The sequence below is a fragment of the Streptomyces sp. NPDC001941 genome (assembly GCF_040296945.1).
In the GTDB taxonomy this organism is placed as follows: domain Bacteria; phylum Actinomycetota; class Actinomycetes; order Streptomycetales; family Streptomycetaceae; genus Streptomyces.
The window spans coordinates 43,355-65,013 of record NZ_JBEOYE010000040.1; the positions used below are offsets into that span (position 1 = coordinate 43,355).

General features: G+C 67.5%; 25 protein-coding genes. All 25 read right to left on the reverse strand.

What is annotated here, in order from left to right; all coding sequences use genetic code 11:
* Positions 1-43: 43 nt before the first annotated feature.
* A complete protein-coding gene (locus ABT160_RS25140) occupies positions 44-547 on the reverse strand; it encodes a hypothetical protein (protein ID WP_351650045.1) in 504 nt (167 codons plus the stop codon).
* A 175-nt stretch (positions 548-722) separates the two neighbouring features.
* Positions 723-1,007 (reverse strand): hypothetical protein, encoded by a 285-nt coding sequence (locus ABT160_RS25145; protein ID WP_327254098.1) that lies wholly within the window; start codon positions 1,005-1,007, stop codon positions 723-725.
* Positions 1,000-1,197: a hypothetical protein gene (locus ABT160_RS25150; RefSeq protein WP_351650046.1), complete on the reverse strand. Its 198-nt coding sequence runs from the start codon at positions 1,195-1,197 to the stop codon at positions 1,000-1,002. The genes ABT160_RS25145 and ABT160_RS25150 overlap by 8 nt, the downstream gene beginning before the upstream one ends.
* Positions 1,194-1,898 carry a hypothetical protein gene (locus ABT160_RS25155; protein ID WP_351650047.1) on the reverse strand — a complete coding sequence of 235 codons (705 nt, stop codon included), beginning with the start codon at positions 1,896-1,898 and terminating at the stop codon, positions 1,194-1,196. Before ABT160_RS25155 ends, ABT160_RS25150 begins: the two co-directional genes overlap by 4 nt.
* A 166-nt stretch (positions 1,899-2,064) precedes the next feature.
* Positions 2,065-2,907 carry a PD-(D/E)XK nuclease family protein gene (locus tag ABT160_RS25160; protein ID WP_351650048.1) on the reverse strand — a complete coding sequence of 281 codons (843 nt, stop codon included), beginning with the start codon at positions 2,905-2,907 and terminating at the stop codon, positions 2,065-2,067.
* A gap of 250 nt (positions 2,908-3,157) precedes the next feature.
* The gene (locus ABT160_RS25165) at positions 3,158-3,955 is read right to left on the reverse strand and encodes a hypothetical protein (RefSeq protein WP_351650050.1); all 798 of its coding nucleotides are present in this window, start codon (positions 3,953-3,955) and stop codon (positions 3,158-3,160) included.
* A 179-nt stretch (positions 3,956-4,134) separates the two neighbouring features.
* Positions 4,135-4,713, reverse strand: coding sequence for a deoxynucleotide monophosphate kinase family protein (locus tag ABT160_RS25170; RefSeq protein WP_351650052.1), 579 nt, complete (start codon positions 4,711-4,713; stop codon positions 4,135-4,137).
* 52 nt (positions 4,714-4,765) lie between these two features.
* Positions 4,766-4,966, reverse strand: coding sequence for a hypothetical protein (locus tag ABT160_RS25175; protein WP_351650053.1), 201 nt, complete (start codon positions 4,964-4,966; stop codon positions 4,766-4,768).
* A gap of 96 nt (positions 4,967-5,062) precedes the next feature.
* Positions 5,063-5,833, reverse strand: a complete 771-nt coding sequence (locus tag ABT160_RS25180; RefSeq protein ID WP_351650054.1) for a peptidoglycan-binding protein — start codon at positions 5,831-5,833, stop codon at positions 5,063-5,065.
* Positions 5,834-5,919: 86 nt separating this feature from the next.
* On the reverse strand, positions 5,920-8,037 hold the full coding sequence (locus ABT160_RS25185; RefSeq protein ID WP_351650055.1) for a hypothetical protein: 2,118 nt from the start codon (positions 8,035-8,037) through the stop codon (positions 5,920-5,922).
* Positions 8,038-8,108: 71 nt separating this feature from the next.
* The gene (locus ABT160_RS25190; RefSeq protein WP_327254090.1) at positions 8,109-8,354 is read right to left on the reverse strand and encodes an MreC domain-containing protein; all 246 of its coding nucleotides are present in this window, start codon (positions 8,352-8,354) and stop codon (positions 8,109-8,111) included.
* A gap of 9 nt (positions 8,355-8,363) precedes the next feature.
* Positions 8,364-9,173: a hypothetical protein gene (locus ABT160_RS25195; RefSeq protein ID WP_351650056.1), complete on the reverse strand. Its 810-nt coding sequence runs from the start codon at positions 9,171-9,173 to the stop codon at positions 8,364-8,366.
* Positions 9,157-10,245: a hypothetical protein gene (locus ABT160_RS25200; protein WP_351650057.1), complete on the reverse strand. Its 1,089-nt coding sequence runs from the start codon at positions 10,243-10,245 to the stop codon at positions 9,157-9,159. The genes ABT160_RS25195 and ABT160_RS25200 overlap by 17 nt, the downstream gene beginning before the upstream one ends.
* Positions 10,224-11,027, reverse strand: coding sequence for a phage tail family protein (locus tag ABT160_RS25205; protein WP_351650058.1), 804 nt, complete (start codon positions 11,025-11,027; stop codon positions 10,224-10,226). The genes ABT160_RS25200 and ABT160_RS25205 overlap by 22 nt, the downstream gene beginning before the upstream one ends.
* Before the next feature lie 39 nt (positions 11,028-11,066).
* The gene (locus ABT160_RS25210; protein WP_351650059.1) at positions 11,067-13,547 is read right to left on the reverse strand and encodes a phage tail tape measure protein; all 2,481 of its coding nucleotides are present in this window, start codon (positions 13,545-13,547) and stop codon (positions 11,067-11,069) included.
* 207 nt (positions 13,548-13,754) lie between these two features.
* Complete coding sequence (locus tag ABT160_RS25215) at positions 13,755-14,033, reverse strand: hypothetical protein (RefSeq protein WP_351650060.1); 279 nt, start codon at positions 14,031-14,033, stop codon at positions 13,755-13,757.
* On the reverse strand, positions 14,034-14,468 hold the full coding sequence (locus tag ABT160_RS25220) for a hypothetical protein (RefSeq protein WP_351650061.1): 435 nt from the start codon (positions 14,466-14,468) through the stop codon (positions 14,034-14,036). It abuts the gene before it with no gap.
* Between the two features lie 4 nt (positions 14,469-14,472).
* On the reverse strand, positions 14,473-15,483 hold the full coding sequence (locus ABT160_RS25225; RefSeq protein ID WP_351650062.1) for a phage tail tube protein: 1,011 nt from the start codon (positions 15,481-15,483) through the stop codon (positions 14,473-14,475).
* Positions 15,484-15,492: 9 nt separating this feature from the next.
* Complete coding sequence (locus tag ABT160_RS25230) at positions 15,493-15,927, reverse strand: hypothetical protein (protein ID WP_351650063.1); 435 nt, start codon at positions 15,925-15,927, stop codon at positions 15,493-15,495.
* A gap of 9 nt (positions 15,928-15,936) precedes the next feature.
* Positions 15,937-16,302, reverse strand: coding sequence for a hypothetical protein (locus ABT160_RS25235; RefSeq protein ID WP_351650064.1), 366 nt, complete (start codon positions 16,300-16,302; stop codon positions 15,937-15,939).
* Positions 16,303-16,369: 67 nt separating this feature from the next.
* Positions 16,370-17,560, reverse strand: coding sequence for a phage major capsid protein (locus ABT160_RS25240; protein WP_351650065.1), 1,191 nt, complete (start codon positions 17,558-17,560; stop codon positions 16,370-16,372).
* Positions 17,487-18,236 (reverse strand): HK97 family phage prohead protease, encoded by a 750-nt coding sequence (locus ABT160_RS25245; RefSeq protein ID WP_351650066.1) that lies wholly within the window; start codon positions 18,234-18,236, stop codon positions 17,487-17,489. The genes ABT160_RS25240 and ABT160_RS25245 overlap by 74 nt, the downstream gene beginning before the upstream one ends.
* Positions 18,202-19,434, reverse strand: a complete 1,233-nt coding sequence (locus tag ABT160_RS25250) for a phage portal protein (protein WP_351650067.1) — start codon at positions 19,432-19,434, stop codon at positions 18,202-18,204. Before ABT160_RS25250 ends, ABT160_RS25245 begins: the two co-directional genes overlap by 35 nt.
* A gap of 144 nt (positions 19,435-19,578) precedes the next feature.
* Positions 19,579-21,060: a terminase large subunit domain-containing protein gene (locus ABT160_RS25255; protein ID WP_351650068.1), complete on the reverse strand. Its 1,482-nt coding sequence runs from the start codon at positions 21,058-21,060 to the stop codon at positions 19,579-19,581.
* Between the two features lie 90 nt (positions 21,061-21,150).
* Positions 21,151-21,495: a phage terminase small subunit P27 family gene (locus tag ABT160_RS25260; protein ID WP_351650069.1), complete on the reverse strand. Its 345-nt coding sequence runs from the start codon at positions 21,493-21,495 to the stop codon at positions 21,151-21,153.
* Positions 21,496-21,659: the final 164 nt, after the last annotated feature.

Sequence of the window (21,659 nt, forward strand, 5' to 3'; positions counted from 1 at the left end):
AACCTCCTTCTTCTCTCGGCTTCTAGTGAGTGGATTGCCTGCCCTACGGGGCCGCGCGGAGGTCTGCCACGAGCCGGGTGAAGCGCTCAAGATCCGTGGTCAGGTACCACCGGGCGGAGGCGATTCCGCGCACCGCCGGAACGAAGGCGTACCGCTCGCGCATGTCCGCGGCGCCCAGGCCCAGGGCGAGACGCACCCGGGTCCATGTCCGCACGCTGAAGTGGACGCGGCCCCGGGCGACGGCAGCCCGGCGAACCTTGTGCACCACGACTCCGTACGGGTATCCGGCGTGGTCGGCTTCGACGTGGGCTTGCCCCAGCCACGCCGGGACCGCCGGGCGGAGTACGTCCTTGCACTCCAGCACGAAGGGCACGGCGTGCACGTCGCCCACGTCCTTCGCGCCTTCCTGAGCTGCCCGCTTCACGTTGAGCGCGGAGAAGATGTCAACGAACTTCCCTCGCTCGTCCACGAGCCCCAGGGTCTTGTTCATGTAGTCGCGAACCGCGGACTCCCAGGCGGTCCCCTTGGCCTTCGACGGGTTAGCCACGGCGCCCCCCGAAGCAAGCCCCTACGAAGAAGCCCGCGTTGAACACCAGCCATCCGACTAGTACGGCCGTTGCCGTATCCATAGATCCCCCCGTTGCCCTACTCGCGCGAGTAGGGAAATGACGAAGGGCCGGACAGCATCCCCGCGGATACCGTCCGGCCCTTCTCGTGTTCTGTTACTGGTCTCGCTCGCCCGTCACGTCCGGCAGGCAAAGCCGCGCGTGCTCCGTGGAGATCCACTCCTTCCGGAGACGCTTCCGCGGGACGAACCCTGATTCAGTCCCGGTCGGCTGGACGCGGAGCATCGGGCGAAGGATGCCGTCCACCTTCCGGACCGTGACCCGGTCAATGATGGCGTCGGCCATCCTGACGCGGTTCCCCTGCCGGGCGCCGTAGGTGATCAGGTCCCCGCGGTACAGCGGGTTTCCCGCATAGTCGGAGACCGTCCCGCGCTTACCCATAGACGAACTCTCCTTCGTCGTCCACGCCGAACCGTCGCCGGCGCTCACTGATCACGTGCGGAATCTCGCGCGGCTTCCACTCCCACAGCGGCGCCTTCAGGGCCGGGTCCGGCAGGGAGCGAAGGAGCGTGAAGAACTCCCCGGTCCCTGCCGGTGCTGCAAGAAATGAGCCGGGCAGGAAGCCCGTCAACGCTCGTCCGCCACGGCGTCGTTGTACGAGCCGATCACCTCAATGACCGGCTTCCTGAAGTCCACCTTGACCCCGGACTTGTTGACGTAGCTGACGTGCTCCAGCGTGAAGCGGCACAGGGCCTCCCCGTCCACGTCGTCAAGGGCGTCCTTCACTTCGTGGATCACCTCCGCCAGGGTCCACGCGGACGCGATGAACCGGCCCTTGCCCAGCTCGTAGTCATGGGCCAGACGGAAGGTGACGTTGATGGCCGGGGCCGGGCCGATGCCCTGACGCGCGAGCTCCTTCCGCTCCGTCATGAGCTTCGGGCAGCCGCACGGCTCCCCCTTGCGCTCCGGCGGGGACAGGAAGTTCACCCCGTCGCACTCGTGGATGGGACCGGTACGGCCCCAGAGAATGAGCTTGTCCTCAATGGCCCGGCTGCCGTCGATGACGACTTCCACGGACGGGGTGTCCGTGAGGACGTGGAGGTTCTGCTCCTTCGTCGGGTCGTACTCCTCCGCGCTGCCGCCCAGGAGCTGGGCCACCGCGTCGGCAACGGTCGGGTCGCCGGTGGTCACTCGCCAGTTCGCGAGGCTGACCGGCTTCTTGTTCACGACCATGCCGGACCGGAAGGAGAAGGTGAAGTCATTGCTGAAGTCCGTCTCCGGCTTCGGCTTCGGCTTCGCCTCCGGGTCGGTCGCAAAAATCTGAAGTCCCATGTGTTGTCCCCCTGGGGTTGGTTGATCAGGGGGAAGGGCGGGGCTCGTGGCCGGCCGCTCCGTCCCCCTTCACCCGGGGTCTGGGGCGTGGATTGCCCACAGCCTGGGGACAAGAAAAAGCCCCCGGCAGCCGAAGCCACCGGGGGCGGTACTGCAAGGGCCTGGGCTACTTCGCCCGGCGCTGGGTGCCCGTCACGAGCTGCCCGGCCGCCTTCGCGATGGCCCGGCCCAGCACGGTCTTCGAGATCTCCCGGTCCCAGGTGAAGACCTCCCGGAGGCGGAGGAAGGTGGCGAACACGTCGGCGGAGTCGATGCGGACGGGCTTGAACTCCCACGCTTCGTCCGTGATGTGCAGGACACAGGCCCCGTCGAAGTCAGGCATGGGCTCACTCGTGCCGTCCGCGCTGATGATGCGGTCCGCGTGCGCGTACGCGGCCATCTGAAGGGCCACGTCCGGGTAGGTGGCCTTGCTGGTCTTCCAGTCCGCAATGACCGTGTGGCGCTCGCCGGAGCGGTCCGGGGTCGGCTTCCCGTCTTCGTCCAGCCACACGTTCAAGATGGCGTCGAAGCTGCCGGCGTAGGCGTGCTTGTCCGACCACGCGATGTCTTCGGCGCGGACGAGTTCGGGGTTGACCGCCTCAAGGAACTCAAGGAAGTGCTTGCGGTAGGGCTCAAGGTCCGGGTGGACCCGGCCCACGTGCTCACCGCGGATCAGCCGCTCAAAGAGGTCATGGGCGTCACTGCCCAGATCGGCGCGCGCCTTCGTGTACCGGCGGGCCGCTCCCTTGAGGTAGTCCACGGCGCCGGCGCGGTCTCGCTCCGCCATCTGCTGGACGAAGGGGAGGCTGTCAACGGCAAGCTCCGCCACCATCCGCGCATTCCAGAACGCCAGGAAGGGCTTCGGCAACATGCTGATGACGGAGGTGACGCCGGGGACCTTCAGGTCAGGCTTGTCCGGGTCGAAGTAGAAGCGGGTACCGCTTCGGGTGATGGTGCGAATCTGGGCCATGGGCCGGGCCCCCCTGGGCTCGTGGTGGATGGTTCACCACGGGTCTGGGGAGTGGATTGCCCCGGCAGTGACGAAGTGGCGAAGTGGCGCCCGGTGCCGGTTGAAGCCCTATGTACTGGTGTTGGTTGGTCCATGGGCGGAACAGAGAAAGACCTTCGTTCCGTCACTTCGTCACCACCGCCGGCCACGACGAAGCCCCGCCGGTCCGCTGGGGTCCGACGGGGCTTCGCGTGCTGGGTGGCGTGGAGCGTCAGAGGCTGTCCGCGAGCCTCCGCGCCTCCGCGGCAATCTCCTCAAGCCGGGCCTTCGCCTTGCGCCTCTGGGCAGTGGTGAGGGCTGCCACGTTCTTCTCTGTCTTCGTCAGGTCATGAGTCATGGCGTCGAAGTAGCTCGTCACCCGGGCCAACGGCGTGAGCCGGGCTTCCTGGTCATCGCTCAGCTTGCCGCCTGCCGCCTGAACGGCCTTGCGCTCCCGGTACTCCCGGTCAAGCTCTGTCTTGCCCTTGCGCGGCAGGGTGACCCCGGCCTTCGTGTACTCCTTGTAGATCTCCTCCGTCAGGCTGGGAACCTGACCGTCCTTCGCCTTCGCCTTCGCCTTCTCGTGACGGGTGGCCACGCCGGGGAACAGGTCACGGGCCAGTTCAAGGGCTTCGTCCCCCTCCGTCGTGTCGAAGGCCCGCAGCCACTCCACGAGCACGTCAGAGTTGCGGTTGTAAGTTGCCTTCTTCAGGCTGTCCAGCGACGCGAAGCGCTCTTCATCATCTGGGGAGATCTTCTTCTCCACCCGGTCGTAGATCTCCCGTGCCTGCCGCTGAGCCGGGCCGCCGGACGCAAGGAGATCCGGGAGTCCGGTCTTCGGGTGCGGGGTGCGAATGCGCATCTTGAGCTGAGCGTGCGACACCTCCCGTCCCAGGTTCCGGAGTTCGATGCCCAGGGCCAAGCCCTCTTCAACCTGGGCGGCGCTCTGGGAGATCAGCGCTTCGGTCTCGTCGTCCCACAGCGCCGGGGTCTGGTCGGGGTCGGTGGTCTTCTCAGGGGTGTTTGCCACGGGGTCCTTCTTCCTTCAGCTCGTGCCGACGCTGGGCGTCAGGTGCTCCCTTGCTCGGCTTTTCGAGAAGGAAGGTACACCCAACCGGCCCAGCGAAAAGGCCAGTTCTCCCTACTCGCGCGAGTAGGGTCCGAAAATGACTGAAGCCCCCCACCCGGTGAAGGGTGAGGGGCTGAAAATCAGCGGTACTGAACGAGTTGATCCGCGGAACAGTGCAGATCAGAGAGCGTGCCCGTGTTCGACACGGTGAGGTCTGCCGGGTAGTCGTCTAGCGCGGTCTCGCTCACGTGGGCCGCGTTGGAACCCAGCGCGGGAGCCTGGGGCCTGATCACCCGGACGAGTGTGAAGCCCCGGTTCTTGAGGGCTTCGGCTTCGTTGACGTGGCGCAGATCGGTGACCACGACGGGCAGGTTCCACACGTCGGCAACGGCCACCTTGTCCACGGCGAGCGACACCCAGAAGCCGGGGTCATGCTTGCGGACCGCCTGTCCCATGCGCTGAAGCGTTCGCCGGATCTCCGGGCTTCGACGCTTCGACTCCTCCCAGCCCCAGCGGTTGACCACATTGCTCAGCCGGACGGGGACCGGGCCGAACCCGGCGGGCTCGTACTTGACCACCGGGTCCACGCGGAGCGCCATCTCCCGAAGCGGGTCAGCGAAGGCCACCCGCGTGTACGCCCAGGAGCGGACGAGCCGGCGGCCCACTTCGTCCTTGCCCGACCCGGCCCGGCCCATGAGTGCGATGTGTCGGTACGTCATCCCAGTCCCCTTCGGTGAAGTGTTCTCGCCGGGGGTCTGGGGTGCCGATTGCCTACGGCCGGTACTGGCCCGCGTAGGCGCTGACCGTCTTGCCGTTCTCCACGCGCTGGACCGCCTCACCGGTACCGAGCACGGCCGCGACCACTCCCAGGATGAGAGCGGACGGCAGCGACGGCACGAAGTGCGCCGTGAGTGCGAGCGCGGCGACCACTACCGCGTAGATGCGGGCCGGGTGCGTCTTGATGAACTCCATGGTGTTCCCCCTGTTGATTGCTGTGTGTGATGGTGCGCGCTTCGTCGTGGGCCAGCTGGTCCACGCGCGAGCGCTGAGCGGTACCGGCGGTGACGGTCAGCCCTTCGGGACGCGGAGCCGGTCCCAGCTCGTCCGGCCCGGCCACCCGTCCGCGTCGGAGCCGGAGTAGCCAAGCTTGCGCTGCCACTTCGCGTAGGACCGGCGGTCCGCATCCGTCCAGCGCGGGCCCGGCCCCTCCGTGTAGGCGGAGCATCCCTCCGCTACTAGCCGGCGGCCCATGGCGGTCACGAGCGCGCTGTTCGGGTTGTTCCTGAACCACGTGGCTCCCGGGAACGGGGCGAAGCCCGCGGGCTCCGGGTCTGGCTTCGAGCCTCCGGGCTCAAGGGCTCCGGACTTCACGAGCGCGTACAGGGCCGGGCCGGGACAGTCGGTGGCGTACCCGTCGCGGTGACCGCGGATCTCGTCCCCGGCGCCGTGGGCCCGCAGGTAGGCAATCGCGTCCTTGATGCCCTGAACCTGTGCGTCGGTCGGCTTCGTGTGGCCGGAGCTGCCGACGAAGGCGACAACCGCGAAGTGGTCCCTGTTCAGGGTCGTGTTGCCGTTGGCCGCGTTCTGGGCGTTCAGGCCCCGGCCTTCGAACACAACGCCGTGCTCGCAGACCGCGAAGTTGTAGGCGAAGTCCGCCCAGCCGTTGCCGTCCATGTGATCCCGCTGAATCTTGCGCATGTACGGCGCACAGGTGTCATGGTCGCCGGCCGTGTACGGGCTGCCCAGGTAGTGGACCTTGACGCCCCGGTTCCGGGCTACCGCCGTGTGCCCGTTGTCGGGAGTGCGTGCGCCCCACTGGGCGCGCGTCACGAGCTGCATTCATCCCCCTCAGATGCGAAGCCCCCGCCCGAAGCCGGACGGGGGCTGTGTTCTCACCTGGGGTCTGGGGGGTGGATTGCCTGGGCCTAGCCCAGCCCCGCCCAAAAGCGGTTGGCCCCGTTGTCGATGCTCGCCGGGTCGATGTTGGCCGGGGCCGTGGTGGCGACCGTGCCGTTCCACACGCCGAAGCGCTTGATCCCGTTGAGCCCGAAGACGTTCGGCGGTGCGCCGAAGCCGTTCTCAAGCTGAAGGAGCATCGGCCCATCTGAAGCGGCGTAGCGGAAGACGTACGCGATGTAGTACACGCCGGGGGCAAGGCTGACGCTCGCGGTGAGGTTCGCCCCGACCGTTGCCCCGCCCGCGTTGTGGACTCCCGGAACCACGGCCGTACCCACCATGTCCGCCGTGGTCGCTCGCCTGACTCCGGCAGTGGTGTAGATCGCTGCCCAGGACCCTGCCGTCAACTTCTCCGAGTAGCCCCCGAAGTGGAAGGCAATCTTGCTGACGCTCGTGGTCTCGCGGATCACCACGGCCGTGAAACGTAGGCTGCCGTTGCCCGTGTAGGCCGGGGTGGACAGGGCCGTTCCCGGGTCGAAGGCCCACGCCTTCAGGCCCAGGTCTGCGGGCTGCCACACGTCCGGTACGGCGAGATCCGGAAGGTTGGCCGTGGGGACCTTCGACGTTCCGTCCAGCGGGGCAACCCCGTTGACCGCTCCGCGGGTTGTGGTGGCGAGCGCGGACACGTCGGCAGCCGTGATGGTGACCGCTCCGGTCCGGCCTTGCACGCTGGTCACCGCTCCGCCTCCGGTGGCGGACAGGTCGATGACCGTGCCGTCCCCCTGCATGACGTAGGGCTTGCCTGCCTTCGCGTAGAGCTGGACGCCTCCGGTTCCGGCTGCCGGGTCGGCAGTCAGGTCCCGGGCTCCGATGGCGCCGGCGGAGGTGATCCACGAGTCTCCGAGCAAGGAGAGCGTGCCTACTCCCACCCGGCGGTTGGCCCGGTTCAGGAAGAGCGAGATCCCCAGGTCTGCCCCCGCGTCGTCGCGGGCCGAAATGCGGACGTTGGAACCGGCGTTGCCGCCGCTCTCCGCGGTCCCGTCCAACTGGATCTGCCACCGGTCCACTCCGGCGGACTGAAGGCCCACGTGCCGGTAGGTGCCCGCGGCCCCGGTGAGCTTCAGCGTGCCGTTCAGGGAGGCAGTTCCGGAGGCGGGCAGCGCTCCCACATCCCCGGCGGTCAGCACCACGTCCGGTCCCAGCTTCGTGTTCACGGAGTTGACGGAGCCGTTGCCGGGGTCGCCCTTCGGGCCCTGGGTTCCGGTGGCTCCCGTGTCGCCCTTCGGGCCCTTGATGCTGCCCTTGCTCGTCCAGCCGGTACCGGCCACGTACTGGTACAGGGTGCCCGTGTCCGTGCGAATGGCGAAGTCGTCCGGCACGCCAACGCCGGAGGCTTCGCTCCCGTTGGCGAAGGCGTAGACCTTGCTGCCCGGTGCGCCCGGCGTGCCCGCGTCGCCCTTCGGTCCTTTCAGGTTGCCGATGGACGAGCCCCACCCGGAGGCCCCCCGCTGCCAGATGTCGCCCGTGTCGGAGCGAAGGAGGATGTCTCCGGGCTTCGCATCCGTGCTGGGTGTGGTCGCCGTGTTCACGAACCACTGAGATCCGCGGATGTCTCCGCCCACCTTGGCCCAGGTGCCCGCGGTCTTCTTCCACATGGTCACGGTGGTGTGCGTGACGCCCAGCAAGGTCCGTACGTCGTACTGGGTGTAGAAGTCCCCGCTGAGTCCCAGGGATGCCGCCGGGACTGTGCTGCCGGTCAGGATCTGGGAGCCCGGCACGGGGACGTAGTTGGGCGTAGTCGGGTCTGCCGGCGCCACGTCGGCAAGGTCGATGTCCGGCACGGCCTTCGGCAGGAGTAGCGCGAAGGACCGGCTCCCGATGATCCCGGCAAGGTTCTCCTTGACCGCCCAGGCCCAGCCGGACGGGTTCATCTGGGGTGCGTCGGTGGCGGGCAGGGTGACGGAGAAGGCGCCGGTCTCGTCCAGTGTCGCCACGACGGGCCCGCCGATGAACAGATCACTGGCCGGGAAGGTCAGGAGTCCCGGCGCTGTGAAGGTGATGGTTCCCGCGAGCGCTCGCCCGTCCGGGCCCCGGTACTGGCCGTGGACGCGTACGGTCGGGATCTCTGTGGGCAGTGGTGTGGTCATGCGTTTCCCCCCGGAAATGCAAAGGGGGCGCCTCCCCACTCACACGAGTAGGGGGCGCCCTCCGGTCGGTTCTACGGGCGTGCCAGGAGTTCAGCCACCTGGGCGCGAAGCTCCTGGTTCTCCCGCCTCAGCTCCTTCACCTCACGGCGAAGTTCAACGATCTCGTCCGCCTGCCGCTGGGCCTTGCTCGCGAAGGCTTCCGCCTCCGTCCGCCACGCTTCGCGCATACCGGTCTTCCACCGGCTGAGCGAGAACGCGATGAACACAAGGAGCGGGGCGACGATCTCAGCGGACCCGTAGAGTCGGGCCAGATCCATGCAGCCCCCTTAGACGAAGAAGTACGGCTCCGTGATGTCGGAAGCACGGAGCCACTTTGATCCGGAGTTCCTGACCCAGGCCCAGCCGTTGGCCGATGCCTCCGGAATGCGTTCGGCCGGCAGCCCCACGCAGTAGTGCATGTTCGAAATGCTGTAGGACCCCTCATCCCAGTTCGGGACGGTCACAAAGTCCGGGGACCACGGGCTTCCCTGCCGGTAGGTGGGAACCCACCACCACTTGCCCCCGGCATCCTGTTCGTAGCCCCAGTTCAGAATGTTGTCATTCGTCGGGCTGCCCTCCGGCGCCGCAATCGCATAGATCGTCTGGCCCTTCGGATGCTCCGGGCCGACCTTGTACCGGTGCTGAAGTTCGATCGTGTAAATCGTGGTATCGGCTGCATAGTCCCAGCCGTACGGAATGCCGTGGACCCAGCGCATGACCACGGAGCCGATCAGCCGTTCCGTGTCCCCGGTGAGGTTCAGAACCCCGGAGGCACTGACAATCTCCCGCTCGCCCTTGCCGGTGTGCCGGAAGGCCGCAAGACGAACTTCGGCTTCTCGCTTCCCGGTCGAAAGGAAGTCGGTGATGAATTTGACTTCCACCCGGTCGAAGGTCAGGCCGGTGACGTTGGCGATACTGACCGATGACCAGATGTTCCCGCCTACCGCCGGGCGCCCCTGGGCCGCCCATTCAACCTGCGGGTACCGGTCGAACTTGTTCACCGGCGCGGGGGCCCGCTCCACGGCGGAGAGCCGGCGCTTGACCTCCGCAATCTCGTTCACCAAAGAGGGCGGCAGGGCGTTAGCTTGCGTTGGCATTGATGAACAACTCCTTGTTCGCAAGGGCGAGACGAATAGATTCGGTGCCGTTCGCGTCCACGGTCGTGGCGCATTCGGTCACGGCGAACTCGTCCAAAAAGGCGACGTAGCCCGCGTCCGCGTCCACGGCCACGTAGTCGCCGGGCACGAAGTCCAGCGGACCGTACTGGCCCGGGTAGAGGGTGAGTTCTGGAATGGCTGCCGGAGCGGACCCGGCGTTGATGAGCGCCTGGGCCTTGCCCACGAGCGTGGCTGTCTCTTTCACGTCCTGAAACGAGCCGATGGCGATGCGCTCTGGCATCCGGGCGGCAAGCTCGTGGTTCTCGAAGATGCCAACGAGCCGTTCGCCGTTGCCCTTGTCGGCCCCGGTCGCGTAGGCCACCGTGCTCAGGGCCGTGGAGTCGTAGCCCACCCGGGTCACGTCCGCGTTGACCCGGTGCGTCAGGGTGCGCGTGGACGAGCCGGCCCGGCTGGACATCACGAACCGGTGCCCCACCTTCTTGCCCGCGGTGACCCAGTACGGCACGTAGCGGAAGTTGAAGCCGTTCACGTTGTCGGCAAGTTCTTCGATCGCCTCCCCCGCGTTCTTCAGCTCGTAGCGGGTCCACACGGCCGTGCGCTTCGCGCCGGTCGCGGTGAGGGTGTCGGTCACGGTGCCGATGCCGTTGTCCGCGTTGAAGTACGTGAACCACGACTTCAGAAGGTCCACCTGTTCCACGGTGCGGGCGGTCCAGCCGGTGACGAAGGCCCGGCCCTTGTAGTGCGAGTGGTAGCCGGAGGCCCCCAGGGTCAGCGTCCCGGCCGCTATGTCTGCGGAGGCGGTCCAGATGATCCCGCCCCAGACCGGTACCCCGTCCCGGGTGATGACGAGCCCGCTGATACCCGGGCTCAGGACTGCCGGGTCAGCCTCCGGCGCGAAGAGCGGGATGCCGACCGATGCGGTCCCGGCCGCGTTGAGGGTGTGCGTGAAGGTCAGGCCGGTGATGGGCAGGCGGGTCACCACGTTGCCGGTCTTCGCGTTGGTCTGAAGGACCGCGTACTTCGCGCCCATCACACCCACCTGTTCCGCCACGTGAGGACTGCCTCCGTGGCTCGTGATGCCGCACCGCTGGACAGGCTGAGCCGGTGCTCCCCGAAGGCGTACTCAGGCCACACTGAGCCCGGGGTGATCCGGTCGTTGAACTCCGTGCCGGTCGCCGTGCCGGTCACGAGCTGGGCCGGGCTGTTGATCGTGATGCCGCCGGCGAGCGGGACCATGCCGAAGAACAGGCCGGTGATCTCGTCCTTGAGAACACAGTCCTTCGCGTTGTCCAGCGTGATCACCGGGAGCGCGGGCACGGAGCCCGGGTAGACGAAGCGGAGCTTCGGGTTGCTGCCTGCCCACGGGGAGGAGAGCTTCAGGCTTACGATCTCGTCCCCGTAGATGTGCGGGTCCGTGGCGTACAGCTCCACGACGATGTTGCAGACCCGGTTGGCGAAGTTCAGATCCATGGGCCCGGAGCGCCTTCGGGGTCGCGCATTGACGAAGGCCGTCCGGCCCGCGGCAAGGCCGGGGAACCTGAAGCGGAGTGGTCTCTCCGGCCCGGCCGGCGCGAACGCGGCGTAGACCTTCCCCAGGGCCTGGGCGAACTCGTCGGCGGTGGCGCCGTAGACCTCAAGGGTCAGCGTCACCGCCCGGCCCCCCATGTAGTCATCCCCGGGATACTGGCCGTGCTGTTGCACAAGGGTCAGGTCCGATGACCTCACGTCCGGTAGGGACACGAGCCCGTCAACCGCAACGATGGATATGGCGGAGTCGGGCTCCCCCATGACGAGACCGGCGTATTCGGCCGTCCAGTCTCCCAACTCCGCCATGTCCATCCCCCCTTGGCCCTACTCGCGCGAGTAGGGCGGTCATGCAGTGCGAAGGGCCCAGGCGACTTCCCGCCCGATGGCCCACGGGTCCGCGCTCGTGCGGACGTTGACCACGACTCCGCCCCCCGACGGAGCCGCGTGGTTGGGGATCACCGTTGATCCGCTGGGCAGGGACACCCATTCCGGTCCGCGCTCGCCCACGCGGGTCAGGCCCTGGGCCGGTCCGCCCATGGCGCGCACGTGAGGAATCGGGTTGTCCGGGATGTCGATGGACAGGGCGCCCCAGCCCAACTTGTTGGGGATGGCCCAGTTGAGGAGATCCACCACGCCGTTGATGGCGCCCTTGGCAGCGCCGGTCACGGAGGACGCCAGACTTGAGGCGAAGCCACCCAGTCGGCTGAGCCCGTCCTTCAGTCCGTCAACGATCGAACCGCCGATGCCCAGCGCGGAGCGGGCCACGCTGCCGGCCGTGTCGCGGATGCGGCCCGGGAGTCCGGTGAAGAACTCGATCACGGCGTTGAGCCCGTCGCGCGCCTTGTTGTAGACCCAGGCGAACGCGTCCGCGGTGGCTTGCTTGATCGTGTCCCAGTGCTTGATCAACAGGCCGGGCCCGGTGAAGTTCAGGAAGAGCTGAACCAGGGTGTCCCAGATGCCCTTGATCTTCTGCCAGACCCAATCGAAGGCGGCCCCGGTGGCTGCCTTGATGGCGTCCCAGTGCTGGACGATGAACCCCACGAGTGTGGCGTTCATGAACAGGGTGACCAGGAAGTCCCAGACTTGCTTGATCTTGCCCCACACCCAGTCCCACGCCTGGGTTGTCCACCCGACGATCTTGTCCCAGTTGGCCCAGATCAGGGCCGCGAGAGCGACCACGGCAGCGATGATCAGGCCCACCGGACCCATGGCGATCAACCACGCACCCGCCATGCGGGCCGCCTGTATGACTGCCTGGGCGCCCATGGCGATCCACGAGCCGACGACCACGGCAGCGGAGATCACTGCCTGTCCGGCCGCCTTGAGCCAGCCCCCGACCACGGCCCAGTGCGAGAGCACCTGTGATGCTGCGCTTGTGGTCGCGGTGGCTGTGCTCGTGACCCAGGCGGTCACGTTGGCAATGCCCGCTTGTACGGAGGTGACGCCCCACGCGACGATTGCCGGGAGGAGGATGGCCGTGATCACCCCGGCCACCACCGTGAAGATCCCCTTGTTGTTCTCAACGAAGCGGAACGTTTCTTCTGTCCCGTCCTTGAGGGCTCCCAGGGCGGGCAGGATGACGCCCGTGATCACGGTCTCCGCCGCCTGGGCGACGGGGGCGAACTTCGTTGCGAGCGCTTCGAGTCGGGGGATGACCTCCCCGCCGATCACGTCAACGGCGCCCTGTTGGAGACCGCGCCAGAAGGCGGACAGCTTCGTTGCCGCGTTGTCGTGCATGGTCTCGCCGGCCCGCGCTGCCGCCCCTTCAACCTTGTCAAGGCCGTTGGACGCTGCCGCTGTTGCCGGGTCCAGCGCGAAGAGCGACTTGCCCATGACGTTGGCCGGGTCACCGAACAAGGCTGCCGCTGCATTGAGCTGAACGGTCTCGTCCTTCGTGCCCCGAAGTGCGTTGAGCGTAAGCCGCAACGCCTCTTCCGCAGACTTGCCGCCCTTGCCCATCTTCGCGGCAATGTCGTCCGCGTTCAGACCGATGGACTTGAAGGCGTCTTCAACGGCGGTGCCGCCCGCAACGGCCTTCTCTCCGAACTGTCCGATGGCATCGGCAACCTGATCACTGTCTCGTGCACCGGCCTTAAGTGCCTGGGAGATCAGGCCCATTGCCGTCTGCCCGTCCAGCCCAACGCGCTCGAACTGAACGCTGTACTCGTTGAAGGTGTCGGCAAGATCCTCCGCCTTGTTGGCGCCGTTCTGGGCGCCCACGGTGAGGATGTCGAAGGCTTCTTTGGCGTTCTTCGCTAGGCCGGTCTTGAGCATCTGGCCCACGGCTGCCGAGACGGGCCCCACGTCGTCGCCCAGGACTGCCGCCACGTCCATGGCGGTCTTGCTGACCTTCGCCAGTTCGTCCGCCGTGGCGTCCGCGGGAACGAGTCCTTCGCGCCACAGGCCCTTGAGCGCTTCGTTGGCGTCCGCGACGGATTCGCCGTAGCCGGCCGCGAAGACCTCACCGGCTGCCTCACCCAGCTCCTTGGCCTGGGCCGGTGTGGCGCCTACCTGGGCGGCAAGGAGATCACTGCCCTTCTCCTGATCCAGTGCTTCGCTGATACCGGCAGCGAGACCCGCGCCGATGGCCGCACCGGCGAGAAGGGCCGCTCCTCCGAAGCGCTCCCCGAAGGAGCTGACTTCCTGCCCGGCGTCGTTCGCGCCTTCGGCCACCGCGTCGCCCAGGTGGGCAGCCTCTTCGGTCGCCTCCCGGAGCGCTGCCTCCACCTGATCCGCGAAGGCGGTAACGTCCGCGGCGCCCCGCTCAAGGGACGCTGCAAGATCGGACTCGTCCCCGAGAAGTGTGATCGTGACAGGCTTCGCCACACCGGCCCCCTTACGTCATGACCGGCGTGCGCCGTTCCCCCGTGCTCCCGGACGCGCGCCCCCGTTGCGTGCGTCGGTTCTGCTTGTTCTGCCGCTCAATGTCGGCAGCCATCTGGTCCACCAGCGCGTTGAAGTCCCGTAGTTGCAGGGACCGAACGTCCGCCCAGGTCATGCCACGGAAGTGGCCCACGAGCCGGGCGCAGAGAACTACGCGCTGGGCACGGTAGGGTCCGGCTTCGCCTTGCCCTTGAACTCAAGGCGGAGGGCTCCGGCGTCCTCAATCGAGAAGTCCGGATCGGTCCGGCGCTTGAGGACCACGGCCATGGCTCGCAGCATCGGGCCCCGGCGCCGGCCGGGCTTGCGCAGCTCGTCAAGCGGCGCGTCCGTGACCTCTTCGATGATGTCGATTTCGTCAATCGTCAGGCTGTTGAGATCCAGGGAGAGGAGTTCTCCCAGGTCACCGCCCACGGCAGGCTTCTTTGCCATCTAGTCCCCCTCAAGGTGTTGGCGGACCACGGCGCTGATCTCGCGCTCGTAGGTCTCGGATACCGCGGCGCTCTTGCGGGCCATGGCCCTGAACAGGAAGCGGTTCGGTTTGATCCCGCGCTTCGGGTAGCCGAAGTGCACGGCTGCCGCGTACGGGACGCGAGCGGCGGAGCCCGCCTTCACCTGGGCCCCCTTCGCGGAGGCGGTGACCTTGACGGACTTCGCGAGCTTTCCCGGCTTGTAGCGCTTGCTGGACTTCGCGTCCCGGCGGCCCTTCGGGGCGGTTGACTCCGCCTCTGGCTTGACCACGTCGGCAGCCTGTTTGTTCGCCGCGCGCACCGCGTTGTTCAGGTCCCGGCTCTTCAGGCGCCGGATGTTCTTCTGTAGCTCCGTCATGCCCGCGACGCGGACCGTGAAGGCGCTCGTGCGGGCCATGCCCTCACCCCTTCTCTGGGGTGGCCATTGCCTTGAGCGGTGCTACGGGCTTCGGCTCCACGTAGGTGAGGCGGATGGCCGGGTTGCCGTCGCCCGGGTCCAGCACCCGGAAGGGCAGGGTGTGAACGGTCACGTCGTCAACGGACGCCTCCGGGGACTCCCCGGTGAACTGGATTGCCGGGCATTCGATCTTGAGCGACGTGCCCGCGGTGAGGCCCGTGAGGTCTGACCGGAAGCCGATGACCTCACCAGCAACGAACGCTTCGTAGAGCTTCAGGGAGTCCGCGGAGAACTCCCCTTCAAGCTCACCCTCGTACGTCGGCACGGCTGCCCTGACGGGCTTCTTCTTCAGGGCGTTGGCCCGCAGGAACCGGCGGTCAGTCTTCAGGCCCAGGTCCCCGGTGAGGGAGAGCTTGCCCGCGTCCAGCGGGACCGGAGTTCCGGCCCGGGTCAGGGTGACCGCCGTGCGGGTCCAGTCGTACGGGCGGGCCGTGGCCGGGTAGTCGATGGGCAGCGCCTGAGCCGGCGTACTCGTGTGGGACACGTCCTGAAAGTCGAAGGACACGCTCAGGGTGACCGCGTTCTCCGTCTCGGCGGTCAGCTCCCATTCAGTGGCGACACAGCCCACGTGCCGATAGGCCACGTTCGTCCCGTCGATGGCGGGGCGGATCATCTGAGCCGTGAAGGACGGGGCAGCGCTGGACGCGGCAGTCTCGAAGACGTGCGTCCGGAAGGCGCCGGTGTCCGTGAAGCTGTGCTTGTCGAAGGCGGCCCGGAAGAGGGCGGCAGCGCCCACGTCCAGGAGGTCAACCTCAAGCTCCCCCTCCCCGCCCATCTGGACGATGTTCCGGCGGTCCGCGCGGGCGGTCTGCATTCCGCGGCGGAAGCCGACGGACTCAATGAACTCCTTGGCCACCTTCCACGAGTCGGCTTTCCCCTCGTAGCCGATGGTGGACGTAGGCGCGGTGCCGTACGTCGCCTCTTCTCCGATGCCAATGGCAGCGTCCAGCGCCATGCGGTCCCCCTAGGTTGTGGTGCGTCCGCGGACTTTCACGCGGACGGTCAGGGCGGAGTACGCCCCGTCTGTGGTCTCTGCGGTTTCGACGGTCGATGACTCCGGCCGGAGGTCGAGTAGGCCGGCGACGCTCGCCCGGTCCACGGCCCGGCAGGCGTCCGCCACCACGTCCCGGAGGACGTAGGCGCCCCGCTCCGCGCCGATCGGATCGCCCGGGACAATCACCACCGCGTGGGCTTCCACGTAGCCGGTGACGTTCGTGGGCTTCCGCGGACCGGCGCGCATCCCGGCGGGCTCAAGCTCTTCGTCCGTGGTGGCACCTAGCCAGAGCTGTTGCCGACGATCGGACTGTCCGGTCTCCGCGAACGTGCATTGCACCCCGGCGGGGACGAGCCCCTTGAGCGCTTCGAAGAGCGCAACCTTCGCGTCGAAGATCAGTGGCACGGGAGCCCCCTACAGGAAGAAGAACGGGAGCCTGACCCGGTACCGGTTGAGCTGAGCGTTGACCTCCGGCAGGCTCGTGGGCCGCCAGTTCCCGCCCGCCTGGGCAAGCTGGATCGAACCGAATTCGCTTTGAAGCTGAAGGGCGCGGTCCGGGATGCGGGAGACGAGATCCAGGCAGTAGGCCCGTGCGATCTTGCGGACGCACCACCGGATGGTTTCCGGCGCAGCATCGACGCCTTCCCACTTGCGTCCGCAGTACGTTTCGACCGTCTCAACGGCGTAGTCGATGGCTTCGCTGAGCGTGGTGTCCGGGAAGAGCTGGGTGTCCCCCAGCCCGTCCAGCGCCCGGAGTTCGTCCACGGTGGCGTATGACATGTGGTCCCCCCTGGGCAGGGGCCCGGCCTACTCGCGCGAGTAGGCCGGGCCCGGTCATGCGGCGCTGTTACGCGCCACCGCCAACGGTCAGGACCTTCACGGCACGCTCATCCACAAGGAGACCGTCCGCCCGCTGAAGGAAGCGGTAAACGATCTGGTCGTTGAGGAACTTGAGATCAACGGACCGCTCGACACGGAGCGGGCCCGCGAGCCTGACCGTGTACTTCGACAGGTCACCGAAGGTCACCTTGTTGTCCGGGGCGCCCACGTCGGTCAGGACCGGGCGTCCGTTGAAGGTGTCCGGCCCGCCCACGATCACGCTGGACTGCCACAGGTACTGACCCTGACCGTCCTTCAACTTGCGCATCTGGGCCGCCACCTTGTCGGAGACGACGAAGGCCGCGGCACCCCGGTAGGAGCTGGGCAGCTCGTAGTACAGGTCAATGAGCGCGTCCGAAACGGTCGCGTCCTTCGCGGTCGCGGTGAACGTGGCGGTCGCCGGCGAAGCCGCGGTGATGATGCCCTTCGGCTGGTTCGTGCCGGTGCCGGTCAGGAAGTGCCGACCCATGCCGTCGCCCAGGGCCGGGCCCGCATCGCCTACCAGGAAGGAGACGAGATCAAGGGCCTGATCCTGCACGAACTCCGTGGACAGGGTGGACGCGTAGCCGTACTTGAACGCGCCAACACTGCGCTGCACAGTGGTCGGCTGGGACTCAGGGACAGCAGCGCTCTCGCCCACGATGGACGCGGACGCCCGGCCGGTCACAACGGTGAAGTCCATGGGCTCACCGGAACTCGTGGTGAGGATGGTGGCGCCACCGCGCATGATGGTGGACCGCTCGATTGCCTGGGCCAGAAGCCGGCCGTACAGGGTTCGGGCGATCACGGTGTTGCCCGGGTTGGTCTTCGTGTCGATGGCCCGGGACTCCGGGGCCTCCGGGGCGAAGGTCAGCCCCTCGTTGATCTTCAGCGAGCGGAGCTGTTCCGCCGCCTGGGCAATCTTGTCCTGAGTCTCCTTCTTGGAGCCGGTGCCCTTCAGACCCTGCATGAGCGCGCTCACGCTCTCGCCGGACTTCAGTACCTCAATGCCCCGCTTGATCCGACCGTCGTAGTCGGCAATGGACTCCAGGAGTCGGGTCTCCTTGGCCCGGGACTCCGCGTCCATGGCCTTGCCCGCGAACTCCTCAGTCAGCGAGCGGAGTTCGTTCGTCGCCTTCTCGCGCGCCGTGAAGTTCGCGCTCAGGGTCGTTGCGTCCATCTGTGTTTCCCCCCGTGGTGATGAGTGCGCGGAACAGTGCACGCGCGTTCTTGTGGTCTTCCGGCTCGTCCGGCCCCCCGGCCGGCTCGTCCGTGGTCTCCTGCGACTCGTCCAGCTCTTCGCTCGGCTCGTCGTCGTCTGCCTTCGCGGCGCGGAGTTCGACGCCCAGCACTGCCCCAATGGACCGAAGTGCCGCGTCGGTGGTCGGGTAGGCCGGGTTCAGCACCGGGCCCAGCTCCGCCACGTCCATTTCTGTGATCTCCCGGACAGGGAGTCCGGTCTCCGCGTCGGTACCCGCCCGGCGCTGCCCGCCCTTGCCCACGCGGAAGGTGAAGGAGCTGCCCTTCACGTCCCCGCGCTTGAGGAGTTCGGCAAGGTCCCGGCCGGTACTCGTGTTGGGAAGATCAATCTCGTACCAACCCCCGGCGTCGTCTTCGCCCACGCGGAGCGTTCCGGACGAGCGCCGGCCAAGCACCTGATCCACGTTGTGGTTGAAGGTGGCGATCACGTCGTTGCGCTCAAGGGACGCCATACCGGCGCCCGGCGCGATGCGCTCGCGGAAGCCGCCCAGATCGTGGCTCAGCTCGTTGAAGCGGTAGGCGTACCCGCGGGCTGTGAACCCGTCGCCCTGGGCCCGGATCTCAGCCGGACTCGTCAGGCTCCGTGTCTCCGTCATCGTCTTCGTCCCCCTCGTTCGTCTCGTCCGGCGCCGGGGGCTCCGGCTCCGGAGTGGTGTCCTGTGTCGGGGGCTCGTCTTCGGCGGACACGTCGCCCAGGTTCAGCGGCACGCGGTAGGTGTCCCCCAGGCCGTCAGGCAGGGGTGCAAGGTCTTCAGAAGCCCGGACTTCGTTGATCGAATAGATCCCGTTCTGAAGGCCCAGGGAGTACAGCTCCATGCGTTCCTTCGGGGCGCCCCGCTGGATTCCGTCCAGCGAGAACTTCACGAACTTCATGCGGTCCGCGGTCTCCGCGAACAGGAGCCGGGTGAAGCCCGCCTCAATGCGCTCAAGCCACGGCCGAAGGCTGAACATGGAGAAGGCTTGGTTCTGTTCGGCAAGGCCGCTGCCCCAGCTCGTGGAGCCGGACGCATCCGCTATCAGGTGCGGAGGTACGCCGAAGATGCGCGCAATCTCCGGCACCTGAAAGGCCCGGGTCTGTAGGAACTGGGCTTCGTCCGGGCTCAGCGAGACCTTCGAGAACTTCGCGCCCTCCGTCAGCAGGGCAACGCGGTGAGCCGACTCCGGTCCGGAGTTCGCCAACCGCCACGCTTCGCGAGCGCGGGTGAGTCCCTCTTCGCTCATGGCGCCGGGGACTTCCACGATGGCGGAGGGCACGGCGCCGTTGGCGAAGAACTTTGAGCCGTAGGTCTGGGCAGCGAGCGCGAGACCGATGCTCTCCCGGGCGTAGTTGATGGGGCTCACGCCGGTGGTGTCGCCGGGCAGCATCATCCCGGGGATGTGCAGGATCTCCCGGGAGGTGAAGTAGCCAACCGCTACTTCGTTCCCGTCCGCGTCCACGTCCCAGGCTTCGAAGACCTTGCGCCGGCTGCCGTCCACCATCACCGTGTGCGTGGTGATCCGGGACGGGTCCAGCACGTCCAGCCCGACGATTGCCGTGTTGTCCGGCGCCCAGCGCACGGCCAAGTAGGCGTTGCCCTCAAGGAGTAGGGACAGCACGAGCTGAGAAATCAGGTCGATGCGGCCCAGCCCGCCCGGCTCCGCGGTGGGGTAGTCCAGCCACAGCGGGGAGGTAATCTCCCGGCGGGCACCGCCCCGACGTGAGTAGGTGGCCACGGGAAGCGTTGCGATCGTCTCCGACAGAAGCCGGATGCACGCGAAGACCGCGGACACCTGAAGCGCCGTGGTGGCGTTCACCCGCTGCCCCGCGGAGGAGACCGCACCCGGGTACGGGTACAGCTCTCCCGCCGGTTCCCAGGCGGCCCGCGACTCAGCGCGGGGCTTGAACAGTGCAGACCAGAAGCCCACGATCTCACCCCCGTGCCCGCGCACAGAGGCGGGCTAAAGATCGTCGAAGAACTCCGCGCTACCCCCGTAGGCGAAGACCTCACCCCCGGTCTCCCAGGTGGCGAGGATTGGCGCGTCTATCAGGCCGGGGTTGTCCTCACGCCACAGCACCGCACCGTGAACGGCGAGGATCATGGCTATGGCAAGGTCGATCTTCCGGCGGGAAGACGCGTGTTCTTTCGTGATGCGTGCGCCGTGCCGGTCCTCCCGGAGTACGGCGTTGCCGATGTGGCGGGCCAACGCCGGGTTCCCGTCGTGGCTCAGCCGGCCGTCCCGGGCCGCGTCGTACACGGCCTGAGTCGCCGGGATCATCCGCTTCAGGCTGTTGGTCGGGAACGCTTCGACCGGGTGGCCCTCCGCCTCAAGGCGGTCAAGGGATTCCTCCCAGCGGTACGGGTCCGCCACGAGCACGCGCACCGTGTACGTGGCCAGTGCGGAGCGGAGCGCGTCCCGTACGTCCGCCATGGGTACCCGCCAGTGCGCGTCATCGGCCGGGGCCTCCCAGTGGCCCAGCACGAAGACCCGAAGGTCATGCACGCGGGCAGCGACCAACGCCGTGGAGTCGCCCTTCCATGACCCGTCGAAGCCCAGGACCACGGCGTCACCGGGCCTGAGTTCGTCGTCCACGGCAAGGGAGTCCCACAGGCCGTGAGGCAGCCACGAGCTACCGCCCCTCACGAACTGGGACAGGCGGTAGATCCGGAAGGATGCCTCCGTACTGCGCTGACAGGCAGCTTCGAAGTCCGCCACGTTCAGGATGTCGAAGGACGGGTTGCAGGCCCGCCAGACCTCCGGGTCCGTGTGGTCCACCGTGGCGCCCAGGACCGGGCCCCACGAGCGGTAGAAGAGCGTCGGGTCCTCAAGCTCCCCGGAGTTCTTGCGCTCGCCCTGGGTGCACAGCCGGGCGAAGGGACCGTCAGGGTCCGGACCGGCCGTGCTGATGATCCAGAACATCGGCTGACTCCGGGCAGCGGACCCCAGGGTCAGAGCGTCGAAGAGGTCCGCATTCTTGGAGAAGGCGTATTCGTCCAGCGAGACCGAAGACGGGTTCAGGCCCTGTTGCCGCCCGGCATCCGCGCTGACCACTCGATACGTGTTGTCCGCGTACCGGATGATGTCCCGCTGTACTTCGCAGACAGCAGACAGGCGGGGCGACGCAAGGACCATGGACTTCGCCGCGTCGAACACGGCTCTTGCCTGGTTCCTGTCGTTGGCGGCAGCGATGATCTGACGCTGAGCGTCGGCCCGGTCGGCCACAAGGTGGTACAGCATGATCCCGGCGGCAAGCGTTGACTTCCCGTTCTTCCTCGCGACGCAGACCACGGCAGTCCGGTGGACCCGGCGCCACTGCCCGAAGCTGTCCCGCTCAAGGCGGTAGGCATCCACGAGTAGAGCCCGCTGCCACGGCAGGAGCGTGAAAGGCTGCCCGGCGAAGCTGCCGGTCAGCACACAGAACTTCTCAATCCAGTTGGCCACCCGGTGACCCTCGGAGGGAACCTCCGCGCCGGCCGGGATGTGCCGCGCGATGACGGGATCAAGTCCATCCCACATGCGGCACCCCCCGGGCTAGAAGTCAGCGGGGCTTGCCGCTACGCGCCGGGCTTCCGCCGCGACGATGCCCAGGCGCATCCGCGCTTCGGGCGTGAAGCCAATGGCTGTTTCGATGGCGCGGAGTTCGCGCTCTGTGGACTCCACGAACCTGAGCCCCGGGTGAATGGCCGGCTGCCCCGTGGACCCCACGACGGAAAGGCCCTCCGTGTGGATCAGGTCCAGCAAGTCCGCGCGCCGGTCGTGAAGCTCCGCGTACCGGAGGATCAGGTTGCGGTCCGTCTCCGGGCTGTACGCCCCTCCGCCTGCCTGCCACACGGCCCGCCAGACCTCACGGCCCCCGGCCTTCAGGTGGCTGGGCACTCGCGGGGCTCGTCCCTCGTGCACGACCGGGGCCGCGTCAGGAGCTGCCGCTCCGGAGGGGTTGCCGGTCCGCTGGGCCGGGCTCTTCGCTCGCGTCACCTGACACCCTCCTAACTCGGGTTTAGACCCCGTTAGCGGGTGCCTTTCTCAGGGGTGCGGAACGG